This is a genomic window from Castellaniella sp. (assembly GCF_049671645.1).
In the GTDB taxonomy this organism is placed as follows: domain Bacteria; phylum Pseudomonadota; class Gammaproteobacteria; order Burkholderiales; family Burkholderiaceae_B; genus Castellaniella.
This window is the reverse complement of the sequence record NZ_JBATVG010000023.1, coordinates 223669-240635: the sequence shown is the minus strand read 5'-3', so window position 1 is coordinate 240635 and position 16967 is coordinate 223669. Positions and strand designations below refer to the sequence as shown.

Annotated in this window: 17 protein-coding genes; 3 read left to right on the top strand and 14 right to left on the bottom strand. The window is 61.2% G+C overall.

From position 1 onward, the window contains the following. Window positions 1–6: 6 nt before the first annotated feature. The 3 genes from WBG56_RS12150 to WBG56_RS12140 all read right to left on the bottom strand — a co-directional run bounded on the left by WBG56_RS12150 (window position 7) and on the right by WBG56_RS12140 (window position 2830). Entirely contained in the window at window positions 7–369 is a 363-nt protein-coding gene (locus WBG56_RS12150) for a hypothetical protein (protein ID WP_424268642.1), read from the bottom strand. 290 nt (window positions 370–659) lie between these two features. Continuing rightward, on the bottom strand, window positions 660–1226 hold the full coding sequence (locus WBG56_RS12145) for an NADPH-dependent FMN reductase (protein ID WP_424268640.1): 567 nt from the start codon (window positions 1224–1226) through the stop codon (window positions 660–662). A gap of 227 nt (window positions 1227–1453) precedes the next feature. Continuing rightward, entirely contained in the window at window positions 1454–2830 is a 1377-nt protein-coding gene (locus WBG56_RS12140) for an FAD-binding oxidoreductase (protein ID WP_424268638.1), read from the bottom strand. A gap of 104 nt (window positions 2831–2934) precedes the next feature. Here WBG56_RS12140 and WBG56_RS12135 point away from each other — a divergent pair, with 104 nt between their 5' ends. Then, window positions 2935–3849 (top strand): LysR substrate-binding domain-containing protein, encoded by a 915-nt coding sequence (locus WBG56_RS12135; RefSeq protein ID WP_424268636.1) that lies wholly within the window; start codon window positions 2935–2937, stop codon window positions 3847–3849. A 153-nt stretch (window positions 3850–4002) separates the two neighbouring features. Continuing rightward, window positions 4003–5073, top strand: coding sequence for a tRNA epoxyqueuosine(34) reductase QueG (queG, locus tag WBG56_RS12130; RefSeq protein WP_424268800.1), 1071 nt, complete (start codon window positions 4003–4005; stop codon window positions 5071–5073). 43 nt (window positions 5074–5116) lie between these two features. Here the strand turns inward: queG and kdgD are convergent, their stop codons facing one another. The 11 genes from kdgD to WBG56_RS12075 all read right to left on the bottom strand — a co-directional run bounded on the left by kdgD (window position 5117) and on the right by WBG56_RS12075 (window position 16012). Continuing rightward, the gene (kdgD, locus tag WBG56_RS12125; protein WP_424268634.1) at window positions 5117–6034 is read right to left on the bottom strand and encodes a 5-dehydro-4-deoxyglucarate dehydratase; all 918 of its coding nucleotides are present in this window, start codon (window positions 6032–6034) and stop codon (window positions 5117–5119) included. 75 nt (window positions 6035–6109) lie between these two features. Next, complete coding sequence (locus tag WBG56_RS12120) at window positions 6110–6925, bottom strand: HpcH/HpaI aldolase family protein (protein WP_424268632.1); 816 nt, start codon at window positions 6923–6925, stop codon at window positions 6110–6112. 59 nt (window positions 6926–6984) lie between these two features. Further along, window positions 6985–8352 (bottom strand): amidase, encoded by a 1368-nt coding sequence (locus tag WBG56_RS12115; RefSeq protein ID WP_424268630.1) that lies wholly within the window; start codon window positions 8350–8352, stop codon window positions 6985–6987. 107 nt (window positions 8353–8459) lie between these two features. After that, window positions 8460–9464 (bottom strand): TRAP transporter substrate-binding protein, encoded by a 1005-nt coding sequence (locus WBG56_RS12110; RefSeq protein WP_424268628.1) that lies wholly within the window; start codon window positions 9462–9464, stop codon window positions 8460–8462. 56 nt (window positions 9465–9520) lie between these two features. Next, window positions 9521–10798 carry a TRAP transporter large permease gene (locus WBG56_RS12105; protein ID WP_424268626.1) on the bottom strand — a complete coding sequence of 426 codons (1278 nt, stop codon included), beginning with the start codon at window positions 10796–10798 and terminating at the stop codon, window positions 9521–9523. 13 nt (window positions 10799–10811) lie between these two features. Continuing rightward, complete coding sequence (locus tag WBG56_RS12100) at window positions 10812–11348, bottom strand: TRAP transporter small permease (protein WP_424268624.1); 537 nt, start codon at window positions 11346–11348, stop codon at window positions 10812–10814. A gap of 237 nt (window positions 11349–11585) precedes the next feature. Continuing rightward, window positions 11586–12149 (bottom strand): ureidoglycolate lyase, encoded by a 564-nt coding sequence (locus tag WBG56_RS12095; RefSeq protein ID WP_424268622.1) that lies wholly within the window; start codon window positions 12147–12149, stop codon window positions 11586–11588. A 57-nt stretch (window positions 12150–12206) separates the two neighbouring features. Next, window positions 12207–13496: a TRAP transporter large permease gene (locus WBG56_RS12090; RefSeq protein WP_424268620.1), complete on the bottom strand. Its 1290-nt coding sequence runs from the start codon at window positions 13494–13496 to the stop codon at window positions 12207–12209. An 8-nt stretch (window positions 13497–13504) separates the two neighbouring features. Continuing rightward, window positions 13505–14128, bottom strand: coding sequence for a TRAP transporter small permease subunit (locus WBG56_RS12085; RefSeq protein WP_424268618.1), 624 nt, complete (start codon window positions 14126–14128; stop codon window positions 13505–13507). A gap of 26 nt (window positions 14129–14154) precedes the next feature. Next, entirely contained in the window at window positions 14155–15189 is a 1035-nt protein-coding gene (locus WBG56_RS12080; RefSeq protein WP_424268616.1) for a TRAP transporter substrate-binding protein, read from the bottom strand. 46 nt (window positions 15190–15235) lie between these two features. Continuing rightward, window positions 15236–16012 carry an RraA family protein gene (locus WBG56_RS12075; protein ID WP_424268614.1) on the bottom strand — a complete coding sequence of 259 codons (777 nt, stop codon included), beginning with the start codon at window positions 16010–16012 and terminating at the stop codon, window positions 15236–15238. Between the two features lie 32 nt (window positions 16013–16044). Between WBG56_RS12075 and WBG56_RS12070 the strand changes: the two genes are divergently transcribed. After that, on the top strand, window positions 16045–16950 hold the full coding sequence (locus WBG56_RS12070) for a LysR family transcriptional regulator (protein ID WP_424268612.1): 906 nt from the start codon (window positions 16045–16047) through the stop codon (window positions 16948–16950). Window positions 16951–16967 lie beyond the last annotated feature (17 nt).

The following is a 16967-nucleotide window of genomic DNA, read 5'->3' as shown; positions in this document are numbered from 1 at the left end:
CGCTCGTCATGGCTTGGCGGCATGCCAGACGTTCTTGATCCCGTCGCCCATGGCGTCGCCCGGCTTCTTGTCCGTATGCCAGCGGTACAAGGGGTGACCTTTATAGGCCCATTGGAGGGCGCCGTCGTCGCGCTTGATGATGGTCCAGTCACCGCTTGCCTTGTCGTATGAATCGGCCGCCGCGGGCGGCCAGTTGGTGGCGCAGCCGCCGGCGCACGTGCTTTTGCCGGCCATGTCGTCTTTGTCGAAGACATAGAGCGTCATGCCGTGCTCGTCGACAATACTGCCATTCGTAATTTTCGGGGGTTCGGCCAGCGCAGGCAACGATACGGCGGCGCCCAGCGCCAACAACATCAGGGTACGCAACATAATGTGCTCCTCGGTTTGGGGACAAGTCCGCTGTCGCAACGGATTTGTTGCGGATACAGCGCGTACAGCAGGGTCCATCGCCGACGGCGCGCACCCCCTGTCATGCATAAACGGTTGGAGCGATCGGTTTATTCCCTTTCAGGCGATCACAGGAACCCATGCTGTCGCCGTCGTCAATGAAACGCCCTGCGGGCAGGACGCGGGTGATTGTGCGCTCCATCATGAGTCTCCGGAGAAAACTGTGTGCGCTGCTCCGTGCCTATTGGCCAATGACTGCGGCACGGCGCTGTTCAGGGCCGCATGGGCCTCAGGGCCTCGGCCCAGCGCAACAATTCGTCCAGCAAGGTCTTCGCTGATGAGTCGATGTGCTCGTCCGACCCGAAGACGCCGCTGTCGTCGATGTGGCTGGTAATCCCGGGAATCGCCACGCCTTCCATCATCGGCATCATTTTCAGCGTGGTGACGTGGAGCCTTTCCATCTGCGCCGCGCGCAGGCCGCCGGCCACGCCGCCATAGCTCACGAACCCGCAGGGCTTGTAGTTCCATTCCCGATAGACGTAATCCAGCGCGTTCACCAAGGACGGCGGCGGGCTGTAGTTGTATTCCGGGGTCACGAACACATAGGCATCCGCAGCGGCGACGCTTTCGCTCCAGCGTTTCGTATGCTCGTGCTCGTACTGCTGCATGCGCGGATGCACCGGTTCGTCGTAGAGGGGTAGTTTGAAATCGGCGAGATCAATCAGCTTGGCGTCGAACTTGCCGTGCGATCGGGCGAATTCATGGAACCAGCGGGCTACAGCCGGTCCGACCCGGCCAGGCCGGGTGCTGCAGATGATGATGTGCAGCTTGAGCGACATAGAGCCTCCTGCCATTTTCAAAGCAGGAGTCCAGCTTAGATCTGCGCGCGTCCAAATGGAAGAGATAAAACTCAGAGGGTCTACAGAGTGATCCTGCGCTTCTCGCAAAGGTCTATGCTATGCGAATGGGCCTGATCGGCTCGAAGTGATCGTGCGCAATGTCGCGGGAGCATGTGCGGCTTCTCATCTCGCGATTCTCTTCCTGGGGGAAGATCGTGAACGGGTGCTCAAGGCTGCGGCCGGATGTTCAGGTTCATATGAAAGACGTTCGTCGGGTCGTATCGGGCCTTGATGCGCTGCAGCCGGGGGTAGTTGCTGTCGTAGGCCGCGGCGACGGGATCCCCCGGTTCATCGCCGTCCAGATAGTTGAGGTAGCGGCCAGCGGCAAAGAAAGGCTGCATGCGCTCGTAGGTCTCGCGAGTCCAGGCGATGCATGCGTCGGTGCCCTCCGGCTGCGTCCATTGGCCCAGCACCAGGAAGTTATAGCCTTCGCGGCGATGCGGAAAGGCGGTGTCGCTCGGGTCGATACGGGCGACCTCGCCGTGGAAATGTTCGATCAGCAACTGGCCCATGGGCGTTGGGCAGCGTGCGAAACAGTCGATCATGGTGTCGATCGCGGCATCGTTCAGAGTCGAAAGGAAATTGGTTTTCCAGTAGTTGAATGCGCCTTTGGGGAAGGCGGCATCCAGCATGCCATTGAGTTGGGTATAGGGCATGCGTCCTATGGCATCCATCAGGGGCGAGGCAAACGCCTTGATCGGGCGCAGGGCCCGTTCGGCCGCATCGATCGGCCCGCAATGGCATGTGATCAGCGCGGCGACCGGCGTGCCCGAGCCATCAGGCGCGTGCATCAGCGCGGCAAACAGCGTCTGCTCGTCGGGCAGAGAACGTGTGTGGTCGCGGAAAAATTCCAGCAGGGGGCGGGCGGATTCGATCGGATGCACGATCGGGCCGCCCACGACCGTGGGGCCGACCGGGTGCAGCGCGTATTCGAATCCCGTGGCGATGCCGAAATTCCCGCCGCCTCCGCGCAAGGCCCAGAACAGGTCGGGTTCTTGTTGTTTGCTGGCCTGCACGACCTTTCCGTCGGCCGTGACGAGTTCCACCGCGAGCAGATTGTCGAGCGCCAGACCGTATTTGCCCATCAGCCAGCCCAGCCCGCCCCCGAGCGTCAGCCCGGCGATCCCCGTGCTGGAAACCACGCCTCCCGTGACGGCCAGGCCGTGCAGCTGCGTCTCGCGATTGAGCTCGCCCCAGGTCACGCCGCCTTGCGCCCAGGCCGTTTTGCGCTGGGGGTCGACGCGGATCCCTTTCATCAGCGACAAATCGAGCACCACCCCGCCATCGACCGTCGCCCGCCCGGCGACATTGTGGCCGCCGCCGCGAATGGCCACTTCAAGCCCAAGATTCCGGGCCAGTTCAAGGGCTCCCGCCACGTCGGCCACGCCGGCACATCGGGCGATCAGCGCAGGCCGCTTGTCGACCAGGCCATTGTGCACTTTTCTTGCGTCTTCGTAGCCGGGGTCCGAGGGGCGCAGAAGCTGCCCGCGGAAGGTGGTGGCGAGTTCGGCCGCGGCGTCGGCCAGCGATTCGATCGGCAGCATGGCGTTTTCTCCTGGAATCCGGCTTCAGTCTCCGTCGATGCCGGGCCAAAAGCAAACGCTAAGAATTCAGCCGAAGCTGAACGGATTTCATCTACTTTGCCCTCATGCGCCAGCTACCGCCCCTGATCGAGCTGCGTGCCTTCGAGGCCGTCGCGCGCCACCTGAGTTTCCAGAAGGCGGCGCTGGAACTGTGCGTGTCCCCCACCGCGATCAGCCACCAGATCCGCCTGCTGGAACGCTATTGCGGCAGCGCCCTGTTCCGGCGCAAACCCCGTCCTCTTGCGCTGACCGATGCGGGCGCGCAGCTGTTTCCCGTTGTCCGCGACGGCCTGGCGGCTTTCGCCACCGCCATTGCGGTGATCAGGCAGGCGGGCGACCAACTCCCCCTGCGCGTGACGGCCACCAATGCCTTCGCCTGTCGCTGGCTGGTGCCACGCCTGCCGGCATGGCGGAAACTGCATCCCTACGTGCCGCTGGAAGTGATCGGGACCGACGCGGTGCTTGATCTGCAAGCCGGTGACGGTGATGTCGCCATTCGTTATGCAACCAGCCGGGAGCCGCCGACCAGCGGCGTCGTCGACGAATTGGTGGGCGATACGTTCTGGCCCGTGTGCAGCCCGCGTCTGCTGGCGGCGGGCGCCTTGAAACGGCCGGCCGACCTGGTCAGCCATGTCCTGGTGCATTCCTATTGGGGGCCCGCCGATCGCGAGCCGCCTTCTTGGCAGCGGTGGCTGGCGGCGGCGTCGAGCCGGTGGCGCGACGTGCCCGAATTCAAGGACATGCAGCACCTGAGCTTCCGCGAGGAACTGCACGCGATCGAAGCGGTGATTGCGGGCCAGGGCATCGGGATCGTCAGTGACGCGCTGGTGGCCGCCGAACTGTCCGCCGGCACGCTGGTGAAGGCTTTTCCGCTGAGCTTGCCCGGCTATCGCTTCTACATCGTTCGCAGGAGGGATCATCCGCGCGAACAGACCATCCGCGCTTTCTCCGAATGGCTGCGCTCGGTCGCCTGGTTGTGACGCTTCAAGAAGTTGCCGTGGCCCGCGCCGTCAGGCCAGGCATATCATATGGCCTGACGAACAAGCGATTCGCATTGAATTTGCAGCAATAGGGCGACATCTTTGAGCACATCTTTACCGAAAACTGCCGATGGCGATCAGTGGCTTCGGCAGATACGAGCCTGGGCGAGCGAGCTGGGGTTTTCCCAGGTCGGCGTCTCGGGGGTGGATCTGTCCTCGGCCGAGCCGCGTTTGCTGGAATGGCTGGCCCTGGGCTACCACGGCGACCTGCATTACATGGAACGGCACGGCCTCAAGCGCGCGCGGCCGGCTGAGCTGGTCCCCGGCACGATCAGCGTGATCACGGCGCGCATGCCCTATCTGCCGCGCGGCACCACCCCGCCCGACTGGCAAGAGCGCGAACTGTCGCGGCTGGACGAACCGGGCGAGGGCGTGGTGTCGCTGTATGCGCGGGGGCGCGACTATCACAAGGTCGTGCGCGGGCGGCTGCAGAAATTATGCGACCGCATCGAAACGCTGGTCGGCCCGTTTGGTTATCGGGTCTTTTCGGATTCGGCGCCGGTGCTGGAAAAGGACCTGGCTATCCACAGCGGGCAGGGGTGGCGCGGCAAGCATTCCCTGGTGCTCTCGCGCGATGCGGGGTCGATGTTCTTTCTGGGCGAGATCTTAGTGGATTTCGCGCTGGAGCCCACCGATCCGGTCAGCGCGCATTGCGGCACCTGCACTGCCTGCATCGATGTCTGTCCCACGGGCGCCATCGTCGCGCCGGGCGTGGTCGATGCGCGCCGCTGCATTTCCTATCTCACCATCGAAAATCACGGTCCCATCCCCGAGGAACTGCGTCCGCTGATGGGCAATCATATCTATGGCTGCGATGACTGCCAGACGATCTGCCCCTGGAACAAGTATGCCCAGACCACGGATCTACCCGATTTCGACGAGCGCTCGCCGCTGGTCGGCCGTCAACTGGTGGATCTGTTCGCCTGGGACGAGGAAACCTTTCTCAAGCGGACCGAGGGCGGGCCGATCCGGCGTATCAACCATGAACGCTGGTTGCGCAACATCGCCGTGGCGCTGGGCAATGCGCTGCGTCAGGCCGATGCGACTCAGGCGCAGGCATTGCGCGCCGCATTGCTCAGCCGCGCCGACCATGAAAGCGCCCTGGTGCGCGAACACGTTGCCTGGGCGTTGGCTCAGCAGCCCGGCGCCGACGCGGCTGGATGAATGCGGATCCCGGGTTTGATCCATGGCGGCGCGGCCTGGCGATTCAGCTTGACGCCGGTAGCGTCTCGATGAGCGCACGCAGTTCCGCTTCTTCGGATGGCAACAGATCGGTCAATGGCGCGCGGACCGGGCCGGCTGGATGGCCGACGATACGTGCTCCCGCCTTGACGATGCTCACGGCATAGCCGGCCTTGCGGTTGCGGATTTCCAATAGCGGCAGGAAGAATGTATCGAGCAGGCGGCCGATGGTTTCGTGGTCCGCGGCGCGCACGGCCTGGTAGAACTGGATGGCCGTGCCGGGGATGAAGTTGAACACGGCGGATGAGTAGACCGGCACGCCCAGTGCGCGGTAGGCTGCCGCGAACACCTCGGCGGTGGGCAGGCCTCCCAGGTAGGCGAAGCGGTCGCCCAGGCGGCGGCGGATGCGCACCATGTTCTCGATGTCGCCGACCCCGTCCTTGAAGCCGATCAGGTTGGGGCAGCTGTCCGCCAGCTGTTCCAGCACCGAGGCGGACAGGCGGCACTGGCCCCGGTTGTACAGGACGACGCCGATGTCGACCGATCGGCAGACCTCGCGGACGTGCTCGGCGATGCCGTCCTGGGGCGCTTCGGTCAGGTAATGCGGCATCAGCAGCAGGCCGGCCGCGCCTTGGCGCTGGGCTTCCCGGGCATAGGCGATCGCGTTGCGGGTGGGGCCGCCTGCGCCTGCCAGGATGGGGGTATGTCCCTCGCAGGTCTTGACCGCGGTGTGCACCACCTGGGAAAAGTCGTCCAGGGTCAGGGAAAAATATTCGCCGGTGCCTCCGGCCGCGAACAGCGCTCGCGCGCCGTAGGGCATCAACCATTCCAGCCGGGCCTGGTAGCCCTTGGCATCGAAATCACCCCGGGCGTCAAAATCGGTGATGGGAAATGACAGCAGTCCGTCATTCATTATTTCTTTCAGTTCGTGGTGCGAGATCATGAGAGGTCCTCTGATGATGAAGGCGGCATGCGGCACGCCTTCCGGTTCATGGCAAATGTGCGAAGGGGGCTGAGGTCATGCGCGGAGACGGTCAAGATCCGCGCGAATCGATTCCACGTTTTTCCCGGCCGCGTTCATCCAGTAGATGTCGCTGCCGATGAGCAGCATGTCGCATCCCATGGCGGCCAATTCAGCCGCTTGCTCTTGATCGGGAGGGAAACAGGGGACCATGACGCGGATGCCCCGGGGACGGCATTTGCTGATCAGGAGCGCCAGCTTTTCGCGCACTTCGGGGTGCCGCATCTTGTAGTCTATGGGGAGATTCCTGGACAGCGAGTAGTCCGCAGGGCCGAAATGAACGGCATCGATGCCATCCACATCGAGAATCTCATCGATGTTTTCGAAGAATTCGTAGCTTTCCGCCATGGGCACGATCACTGTCCTGTCGTTCTCGCTTTGGCAGTACGTCTTCCAATCGAAGCCGGGGGCGCCGTACGATGCGGACCGCACGGAACTGTCTCCTCCGCGACGTCCTTGTCCTGGGAATTTGCTGGCCTGGATGATTCTTTTCATCTGGTCCGCATTGTCGACTCTGGGGATGATCACCCCGGTTGCGCCAAACTCAAGAACTTTACGTATTTCAGCCTCGACCACCCCGGATACCCGAATCAGAGCGTCCACGCCGGCAACCTTGGATGAAAGCACCAGCCTTTCCAGGCGTTCGTCGATGCCCAGCGCCGTGTGTTCGGTATCGATGAACAGGAAATCCAGATCGTATGAGCCGGCGATTTCCACGACCGGGCTGGATCCGCTGTATATGTTCATCCCGTACAGGAGCGCGTTTTCGCGGCGCATTTTTTCCTTCAGGGAAATTCTGTGGTTCTGTGTCATTGAGACCTCGTCTGTGTCTGGATCGCTATCTGTTCGAAGAGCCGCGTCGCGGGCGGCGTTCAGGCATGCTGCGACCGAAGGCGTTCCTGCATGTGCTGCTGGTGTCGCGCGCGGATCCGCTCATGCCAATCCGTATGTTTCTGCCACACCAGTGCTGCGTGGACAATGGACGCATCCTGGCCGTAGGCCCCGACAAACTGCATCGAGGTTGGAAGACCCCGCGGGCTCAGTCCGTTCGGAAGCGCGATTGAGCATCCCTGGATCAGATTGACGAAGCGCGTGTAAATGCCGAGCGTGCGCTCCGGGTCGAATCCGTTCAGCTCCACAGCGGGGGTGCTGGTGGTCGGCATGACGATCAGGCAGCCTGGCGCCAGCATGGATTCCATGCCTTGCCGGTGCAGTCGGGCTTTATTCAGCAAAGCGAAGTACTCGCTCAGCGGCGCGCGCTTTCCTTGCAGCAGGGCGTTGCGAACGACGTCGTCCAGGTCCGAAGCCGGGTTTTCGGCGATTTCCCGATTGTTCAGATAGCCTTCGATCGAAGAAATGTCCGCCCAGGTGTCCGCCATGTCGTCGAACCGGCAGGGCGTCTTGCACAATTCAGTCGTGAATCCAAGGTCTTCACAGCGCGCCCGGCTATCGAGGTACGCCGACCTCACGGACTCGTCCAGCGTGCCGAGGCTGTCGTCGTCAAAAAAACGGAGATGCGGCAAAGGCTGCTGCGCGGCCTGCTCGAGAGCCTGCTCGAATGCCATGCGGCGGTATCGCGGCAGCATGGCGCGAAACAGGGTTGCGGCGTCGGCGGCCGTGCGCGCCATGGGGCCTACCGTGTCGAAAGATTGGCTCAGCGGGGCGACGCCTTTAGTGCTGACCCAGCCGGGCGAACCTTTCAGCCCGGTGATTCCGCACCAGGACGAGGGGATGCGGATCGATCCGCCCGTATCTGTGCCGATGGCGCAGGGAACCAGCCCGCATGCGACGGCGGAAGCCGATCCGTTGCTGGACCCGCCCGAAAAATAGCGGTCCTGCCCGTCGACGGGATTCAAGGGGCGGCCCAGGGGCCCCCGGCCCCAGCCGCTCATCGCGAATTCGGTAGTGTGGCTTTTCCCGATGACGACGGCGCCTTCCTGGAGCAGACTGTCGATCACTGCCGCATTGCGCTGCGGCGTCCTGCGGATGGCGCGGCTGCCCATGCGCGTAGGCATCCCATCCACGTCGATGAGATCTTTCACGACGAGCGGCACGCCCCGCAGCAGACCGTCCGTGGCGGGATGAACCGGGACCTCGGAGGCGAGGGCGACGTGCGCGAGCGCCTCAATGGACTGATTGATGGACGCCGCCTCCCGCAACAGGGTTGCCGTGTCGATCTGCCCGCCCGAAGACATGGGCGCCGGGGATCTGTCGTTCAAACTGCCATAGAAAAAAGCCATGCTGCCGCCTTGAAGTAATAGGTATGAAGAGCGTGTGCGCTTGCGTGCGCAGGAAACACGCCGCCGCCAGAGCCGCTTCGGAACAGAGGCGGCCCTGGCGGTCGGATTCAGTCTTTGCTGAAGCCGACGATCTGGAAGGTTTTGTCCACCAGGTCCTGGTCGAACTTCTTGCTGTATTCGAGAATCACCGGGCGCAGTTTTTCGCGGAATCGGATGATTTCCTCGTTGCTGACCTGGTTCACCTGCATCCCGGAGCTCTTCAGTTTCTGGATGATGTTCCGGTCGTTGTCGCGGGAAAGCGCGCGCTCTTCGAGGCGGACTTCCATCGCGACATCCTTGAACAGCTTTTTCTCGTCGTCGTTCAGCTTGTCCCAGAACGACTTGGAGATCATCAGGAGGTGGGCGTTGTAGTTGTGGTTGGTGATCGACAGGTATTTCTGGATTTCGTTGAACTTGGAGGCGTAGATCAGGGATACCGGATTCTCCTGGCCATCGACCGTCCCGGTTTCCAGCGCCGTATGCAGTTCCGTGAACGGCAAGGGCGTCGGATTCGCCTTGACGGCGGCCCACGTATCCACGATCAGGGGAGACTGCTGGACACGGATCTTCATGCCTGCCAGATCCTCGTACTTCTCCACCGGCCGCGCGTTGTTCGTCAGTTGCCGCATGCCCAGTTCCCAGAATGCAAGCCCGACCACGCCGCGTTCCGGAAGCTTTGCCATGAGGGCATTGCCGACTTCTCCGTCCAGCACGGCATCGACTCGCTTGAGGTCGGTGTACAGGAAGGGCAAGTCCAGCAGGCCGAAGTCAGGCACCTGGGAGATCAGGTTGCCCGCGTTCCACATCATCATCTCGATGACGCCCCCCTGGAGGGATGCCAGAACCTGCGCGTCGCCCCCCAGCACGCCATTGGGGAACAGCTTGATCTTGATCTTGCCGCCGCTCCTGTCTTCCATCTTCTTCGCGAAGATCTCCATCCCCTGGACGGGCGGGGTTCCCGATGGGGTCGTGACCGCGAACTTCACGGTATGAGAGCGATATTCCGCCGCGGCGGCGCCATGGCTGATCAGGGAGGCGGCAATCAAGGCCAGGCCAAAAGCCAGTTTTTTCATTGTGTACTCCATGCACTTGTTGTGGTCTAAAAGACTGCTTATCTGAAAAAATTCAATTAAAAGAACCAGCTGGCGGGCACCAGCACGAGATCCGGGAAAATGACCAGCAGCGCGAGCACCAGGAATTGCGCGATGATCATCGGGAATGCGCCCTTGACGAGGTCTTCGAACTTCAATTTCCCGACCCCGCACACGACGTTCAGGACCGTGCCGACAGGCGGCGTGATCAAGCCGATGGAGCAATTGATCATGAAGAGAACGCCGAAATAGATCGGATCGACGCCGGCGGCTTTCACGATCGGCACGAAGATCGGGGAAAGGACGAGGACGTTGGGCGTCAGATCCATCGTCATGGAGATCGGGATCATCAGCAGCATGATCACGGCGACCAGCAGCGTGGGATGATTCATGAGCGGCTCGATCAGCCCGATGATCTGGCCCGGAATGTCGGCCAGAGAAATCATCCATGCGGGCACTGCGGCCGCGGCGACCAGGAACATGACCGCAGCCGTCGTTTTCGCTGTCTGGAACAGTATGTTCACGAGATCCGTCAGCTTGAGTTCCCGATAGATGACGGTTGCCACGAGCAAGGCGTATATCGCGGCGACCGCGCCGGCCTCCGTGGGCGTCACCACGCCGAATCGCAAGCCCACGACGATGATCACCGGCAGCAGCAGCGCCCAGAAACTGTCTACGAGCGCCTTGACGCGTTGTCCGGTGGACGCTTTCGGGCTGAGCGCGATCGTGCTGCGACGGGAACTCAGCCACCAGGTTGCGCTGAGCGCGATCGCGATCAGGATGCCGGGGACGATGCCGCTGAGAAAGAGCTTCGTGATGGACAGCCCGGATGCGACCCCCAGAATGATGAAGCCGATGCTGGGCGGGATGATGGTGCCCAGGACAGACGATGCGGCGATCAGGCCGCCGGCCTTGGACTTGTCGTATCCGGCCATCACCATCATCGGCAGCAGCAGGGCGGTCAGTGAGGCCGCGTCGGCCAGCGCCGAGCCGGACAGGCTGGCCAGGATTACGCCGGCGAATATGACGACATATCCCAGTCCGCCGCGCAAGTGGCCGAACATGGCGATAGCGAGATTGATGATGCGCCGGGACAGGCCGCCATTATTCATGACCTCGCCCGCGAGAATGAATAAAGGGATTGCCAGCAAGGGGAAGCTGCCGGCGCTGGACAGAATGTTCTGGGCCAGGATCTGTCCGTCAAACAGCCCTATGTGCCACATCAGTACTACGCCGCAAGCCAAAAGCGCGTAGGCGATCGGCATCCCTATTGCCATGGTGGCCAGGAGAGAGGATATGAACAGGATGATTGTCATGATCGATGATTGTTCAGATTGCGGTATCGGAGCCTACGGCGGCGTTGTTGTGCCCCGCGGACCTCCACCGGATGATGTTGTGGATCAAGATCAAGGATGCGCATGCGGAAAAGAAGACGATCGACAGTACGTATGCGGACATGGGAAATCCGCTCGCAGGCGTCTTGACGTCCCAGTTGATCTTCAGCTGGACGATGCCGCCTTTCAGCATCAGCAGGGTGATGCCCAGCATCAGCAGGTTGGCAATCAATGCGGTGATTTTTCGCGCCGGCGGGTTCAGGCGGCTGACCACCAGGTCGACGCCGATATGGGCGCCTTCCCTCAGGACGATGAGTGCGCCCAGGAATACCATCCAGACGAACAGGAGTTCGGACAGTTCTTCGGTAAAAAACACGCCTGAATTGAACCAGTAGCGAAGGACGACATTCAGGAATATCAGGGCGGTGATAATGAAGACGCTGCCTCCAAGAATGACCTTGAAGAGTCCTGAGAGCCGCCTTGAAAGGCCGTGGGCGGCGTGGGCCTGTGGTTGTGGGTTCTGATCCAACATTTGTCTCCCGAAAAATTTCTGCTTGATGTCTATCAGGTGTTGTGATACGTCATCGTATAAGTAAATATGAATGTGACGGAATGCCTTAGTTCTTCTGAGCGCTTAAACAGATAGTTAACTGATACTTATGAATGTATTGCTGGGCATTCTGATTTCATACGCCACTTCATTTTCAAGATGTATGTCGTGTGATGACATATCTGAGAATGACCCCGTTGAGGAAAGAAAATAGGTCTGTCACAAGGGGTCCCGGACCAGGAATTGAATCTCGTCGGTATTCTTGAAGTCGGTGAAAAGCGTCCGCGACGGTGCTTCGCCGCCCGCCAGGCTGCTTTCGATTTCGTCCTGGGTGCTCCGGTCCGTGATGAAGGCCAGATCTATATGGTCGGATCCGACGGCGAATCGGGCCAGGGAATGCCATACATTGCGCCACAGCAATACGCCCTGGTCGCCCCGAATATAAAAAGCCTTCACGTCATCGACGGAAAAAGGCTGATTGCCTTGTGATTCCACGCCCACGACCATGATGAACGGCGTGTTTCCCAGGGGGAAGAAGCACTGTGTCACGTCCAGATGCTTCTCCATCACGGAAAACCGCCGGTCGTTGTTGTGATACCGATTGAACATGATGTGCGCGGGGGAGGCGGATTCGAAAGGCAGGAGCCATGACTCCACCGAACCGGACTTGAGGTTCGCCGGGCTTTCATGGGAATACTGGACGATTCTTCCATAGGGGGAAAAATCGGCGTCGTCCGGCATGTTGCATGCCAGCGGTACTGTTTTCAGATTGGAAACGGTCACGCGTGAATCTCCTCGCATAGTTGAAATATGGGCATCCGGCCCATTACCTGGGGAACGTCACGAGACGGCCACATGAAACGGCAGCCACAGCGCCAGTTCCGGGAACATCAGCATCAGCGCCAGCATCAGCAGCAACGCCAGGCAGAACGGCAGGATTCCGTACACCACGTCGATGAATTGACCTTCCGCCCGGATGCTTTGGACCACGAACAGGTTCATGCCGAAGGGCGGCGTCAGTTGCCCCATCTCGCAGAGCAGAATCATGACGACGCCGAACCACACCGGGTCGAACCCCATCGCGACGACGATGGGCACGGTCAGGGGAGCCGTGGTGACCAGCATCGCCAGGGTGTCCATGAAACAACCCAGGATGAGATAGAACACGATGATCGCCAGCATGGTCCCCAGGGGGGACAGGGACAGGCCGGTGACGAAGTCGACCAGCATCGTCGTCAGGCCGATGGAAGACAGGACGAAATTCAGGAAAAATGCGGACAGCGTGATCAGGACGATCATGCCCGTCGTGCGCATGGTGGATTCGAATGCCTGGCGCAGCATCGCGATGGTCAGCGCCCCTTTGTAGCCTGCCAGCGCCAATGCCGCGATCACGCCCAGGGCGGCGGATTCGCTGGCCGTGGCGATGCCTCCGTAGATCACGCCAATCACCAGTCCGAATATCGCCAGGGGGGGCAGCAGGTGCGGCAGGCTCTGGATCCGCTCTTTTCGCGTCACGCTGAGGCGGGCGCCGGCCAGGCTGGGCCGGATCAGGCAGGCGCAGACGATCAACAGGACGAAAAGGCTCGTCAGGATCAGCGCGGGTATGGTGGCGGCCAGATACAGCTTGGGGACCGACACATTGGCGATCAGGGCAAAGACGATCATGTTGATGGAGGGCGGAATCAGGATGCCCAGAGTCCCGCCGGCGGCGATGGAGCCCAGGAACAAAGGGGCTCCGTACCCGGATTTCCTCTGCTCGGGCAAAGCCAGGGTCGAGATCGTGGCGGCGGTCGCCACGCTCGATCCGCTGGTTGCGGCGAACAGGGCGGAGGCGCCGATGTTCGCGTTCATCAATCCGCCGGGCAACCATGAGACCCATTTTGAAACTGCGCCGTACATTTTCCCGGCCACGCCCGAGCTGACCAGCAGTTCTCCCATCAGCACGTACAGCGGGATGGCGACCAGCAGAAATTCGGCGCTGGATCCCCAGGCCAGTTCGCCCAGCGCGTTTGTCAGGGACAAAGGGGAATACAGTTCGGCCAGCGCAATGCCGAGGATTCCGACGCTGGCGGCGGCGGTCACGCTCAAGGCCAGAAGGCCGAGCAGCAGGGTTACGGTCACAGACAACATAGGGGTCTCTATACCTTCAGGTCGGTCGCCGCGCGGGTGTCGGGCTCGTTGAGGTCGGGCCTGACCTCTTCACTGATCTCTTCCTCGACGGAGTTGATGCCGATCAGCTTCCCAACGTCGCCGGCCCGCTTGCGGATCAGGAGGGCGAGCGAGATCATGAGCAGGCAGGTGATGGTGACGATGAAGAACACATAGCCCGCGAACCAGATGGATTGAGGAATCCATAGAGGCACTTGCAGGGGGGTGTTTGATATGGCTTTGAAGGAAATGGAATCTTCCAGCACCAGCCAGGCCTGATAAGTCAGCAATCCGATGAATACCGCCAGGCACGCCAGGGCGAACAGGTCCATCGCCGTTCGCAGGGCGCGCGGAGCGTGCACATAAAGCACATCCACCCGGATATGCGAACGTCGCAACAGCGCGATCGGGAAGGCCCAGGCGCTGACGCCGGCAAGAACGTAGCCCGCGATCTCGTCCGCGCCTCCGATGGACCAGCCGAAGAACTTCCGGCAGATCAGGTCCACGGCAATGTACAGGGACGACAGCAGCAGGCCGAAGCCGCCGATCCAGGAGCCGAAACCGGCGATTCGATTCAGCGCTTGCAACGAGGGGGATGTAGATCGGATGGTCATGGCCTGCTTGCTTGTCGTCTGATGGTTTATTGGATGGTGACGCCTGCCGCGACTCCTGCCGTTTCGTTCCATTCGCGGACGCAGTCGGCGCCGCAGCGCTCACCCCACTGCTTGGCGATGTTCTGTGCGATGCCGCGCAGTTCCTCGCGCTCTTGGACGCTGGGCGCTGCAGCGTGCATGTTTGCCTTGGTGTGGATCTGGCACTCGCCTTCGCCCGTGTTGCAGGCCAGCGCGTATTCGTTCTCGCGCTTGGTTTCCTCCCACAGCCTGTCCTCGAGCGTTTGTGACTGTCGTTCCATCAGCGCCCGGACGGCGGGGTCCAGTTTCTGCCAGCGCTTGATGCCGATGCCGTAGAAACCGACAGACCAGTCGATGGGCAGGTTATAGAGGTTGTTGGCCACTTCGTACCATTTTGCGGCGTTGCCCGAGCCGATGCCCGTGACGGCGCAGTCGATCACCCCGGTCTGCAGCGCGGTCACCACTTCGGCGAACGGGATCGTGACGGGGTTCGCGCCCAATGCGCTGACGTAGTCGGCCATGTTGCGCCCGCGGGTTCTGATCTTGCGGCCCTTCAGGTCGCTCAGTTGATTGACGGGTTCGCGGCAAAAGAAGACCTGGGCCGTGTAAGCGACGGTCGCCAGCAGCTTGATGCCATGGCGGTCCAGCATGCGTTTGTCCAGCACGGGCTTGTACGCCTTCGCAATCTTGTAGGCCGCGTCAATGTCGGGCGCCATGCCGGGCAGGTCAATGCCTTCGAACATCGCGTCGTCTCCGCTGACGTAGGCGAACACGCCCATGCCGATGTCCAGCGCGCCGGAGCGCATCAGGCGGATGACCTCGGGGCCTTTCAAGCCGCTTTCGGCCAGTCCGGTGAGATCCGCGGTGACGCGGCCGTCGGAAGCTTCCGGCAGCGTTTTGCCCCAGAAGGGCTTCTCGACGGCGCCAAACGTGTAATTGTGACTGCCTCCGCCGACCACTTTGAAGTGGGTTTCGGGCAATTCAGCCGCGGCGACGCCAAAATGCATCGCAGCCAGTACAAAACCACAAACAATCTTCCTCATCACAACCTCCTCGGGGAAAAACACATAATCCAGATCTCTATTTTTATCAGGCGGATAATATCCTTGAATCAGCGATGATCGAATTTCTTTCAATCGCGAAACGAGATCCGACAATATCAGGAAAACGTTCTCCTGCTCGAAGCCTGCTCAATGTGATTTTTTCTTTTTCCTGCAATTCGATCGCCTTTTTCGCCTCGGCGCGGATTTCATCCGGGCGCAGCACCAGGACACCGTTTTCATCGGCGAGCACCGCGTCGCCCGGATGGACGGATACGCCGCCGCAGCTGATCGCGCAGCAGAACGTCCCGTCCTGTTCCAGCACCCGGGTCGTCACCACGGAAGGGCCGCGGGACCATACGGGAACGCCATACTGGCGTAATTCTCCCAGGTCCGTGACTTTGCCGTCGACGATCAGGGCCGCCACGCCTGCCTGCGCCGCCGCGAAAGCCATGGCGCCGCCAAATGCCGCCGTGGTGGATTCGCCGCAGCGGTCTATCACGAGGATGTCGCCTTTGCGCACGCAGCCCATTGCGTAATGCATAATGCCCCCGTCCGTGCCCGGCATTTGCACGGTGACGGCCGTGCCCGCCACTTTGATGCCCTTGTCGTGGCTGCGTATTTCGCTATCCATAAATCCGCTGGAACGGAAGTGGCCGATGTTCGCCGGCTCGGCGCGAGCAAGGTATGCTAGTTCCGTGGCCGGAATCGGAGCGGGCAAGGGGTGAATTAAATACATGCTGGAAGTGTCACTTTTATTAAAATAAATCACATTTATAATTGGCAAGTTCAGAATATCATGCAGCTTATTGTTCTTAATAATCACGAATTCCGTCGACTTGAAAAGATATTCTTATCATGCGGATAACCCTAAGTCAGCTTGAGGCGTTCTATTGGGCGGCCCATCTCGGCAGCACGCATGCCGCTGCGCGGCACATGCACCTTTCCCAGCCGGCGATCTCCGCGCGCATCCGCGAACTGGAAAGCGCCCTGGAGGCGAAACTGTTCGAGCGGACAGGGCAGCGGATGACGCTGACGGAGACCGGCATGGCCGCGCTTCGGCACGCCGAGCAGGCCCTGCATAGCAGCCGCCAGCTGGAGCATTTCCGGAAGGGGCGCGACGACGCGACCAAGCTCAGGCTGGGCGCCGACGAGTGTTCCGCCACGGTGGGGCTGACCGAGGTCATCGCGCACATCAAAGAGCACTTCCCGTCATTGGAACTGGAAATCACGGTCGACGTGGGCTCCGTGCTGAACCGGAAGCTGAACGCCAAAGAGCTGGACATGGCATTGCTGACCAATCCCTCGACAGGACCGGACATTACGGACTGTTTCATCGGCGGGATGCCTTTCGCTTGGGTCGCGTCCTCTTCGATGCCGATTTCGGCGAACCCCTTCCGTCCCCGGGATGCGCGTGGCCTGAACATCGCGACCCATTCGGCCCCCTCCACCTTGCATGCGGTGGTGGAGAGCTGGCTCGGCAGCGGCGGCACGCAGCCGCATTCGCTGAGCACCAGCAATTCCCTGGCCTTGATCGCCAGGCTGACGGCCGCCGGACACGCCATTGCGATCCTGCCTCTGCCGCTGTTGAAGGAGATGCTCACGATGGGGGTGGTGCGCACTCTCCCGTGCGATCCTCCGATCGCGCCGGCGAAATTCTATATTTCCTATCTGACGGCGTCGCACAACCAGCAGATGGAATCGGTCGTCGAACTCGCCAAGGACGCGCTGCTGCGCTTGAAGTTTCTGACTATCGAGCCTTAGGCTGCGCAGGCGGCATG

Bases quoted from the DNA above. Each gene is read 5' to 3' on its own strand.
- WBG56_RS12120 (WP_424268632.1), bottom strand. From the start codon at position 6,925: ATGACACAGAACCACAGAATTTCCCTGAAGGAAAAAATGCGCCGCGAA.
- WBG56_RS12090 (WP_424268620.1), bottom strand. From the start codon at position 13,496: ATGTTGTCTGTGACCGTAACCCTGCTGCTCGGCCTTCTGGCCTTGAGC.
- WBG56_RS12135 (WP_424268636.1), top strand. From the start codon at position 2,935: ATGCGCCAGCTACCGCCCCTGATCGAGCTGCGTGCCTTCGAGGCCGTC.
- WBG56_RS12085 (WP_424268618.1), bottom strand. From the start codon at position 14,128: ATGACCATCCGATCTACATCCCCCTCGTTGCAAGCGCTGAATCGAATC.
- WBG56_RS12150 (WP_424268642.1), bottom strand. From the start codon at position 369: ATGTTGCGTACCCTGATGTTGTTGGCGCTGGGCGCCGCCGTATCGTTG.
- WBG56_RS12070 (WP_424268612.1), top strand. From the start codon at position 16,045: ATGCGGATAACCCTAAGTCAGCTTGAGGCGTTCTATTGGGCGGCCCAT.
- kdgD (WP_424268634.1), bottom strand. From the start codon at position 6,034: ATGATCTCGCACCACGAACTGAAAGAAATAATGAATGACGGACTGCTG.
- WBG56_RS12115 (WP_424268630.1), bottom strand. From the start codon at position 8,352: ATGGCTTTTTTCTATGGCAGTTTGAACGACAGATCCCCGGCGCCCATG.
- WBG56_RS12100 (WP_424268624.1), bottom strand. From the start codon at position 11,348: ATGTTGGATCAGAACCCACAACCACAGGCCCACGCCGCCCACGGCCTT.
- WBG56_RS12110 (WP_424268628.1), bottom strand. From the start codon at position 9,464: ATGAAAAAACTGGCTTTTGGCCTGGCCTTGATTGCCGCCTCCCTGATC.
- WBG56_RS12140 (WP_424268638.1), bottom strand. From the start codon at position 2,830: ATGCTGCCGATCGAATCGCTGGCCGACGCCGCGGCCGAACTCGCCACC.
- WBG56_RS12145 (WP_424268640.1), bottom strand. From the start codon at position 1,226: ATGTCGCTCAAGCTGCACATCATCATCTGCAGCACCCGGCCTGGCCGG.
- WBG56_RS12080 (WP_424268616.1), bottom strand. From the start codon at position 15,189: ATGAGGAAGATTGTTTGTGGTTTTGTACTGGCTGCGATGCATTTTGGC.
- WBG56_RS12105 (WP_424268626.1), bottom strand. From the start codon at position 10,798: ATGACAATCATCCTGTTCATATCCTCTCTCCTGGCCACCATGGCAATA.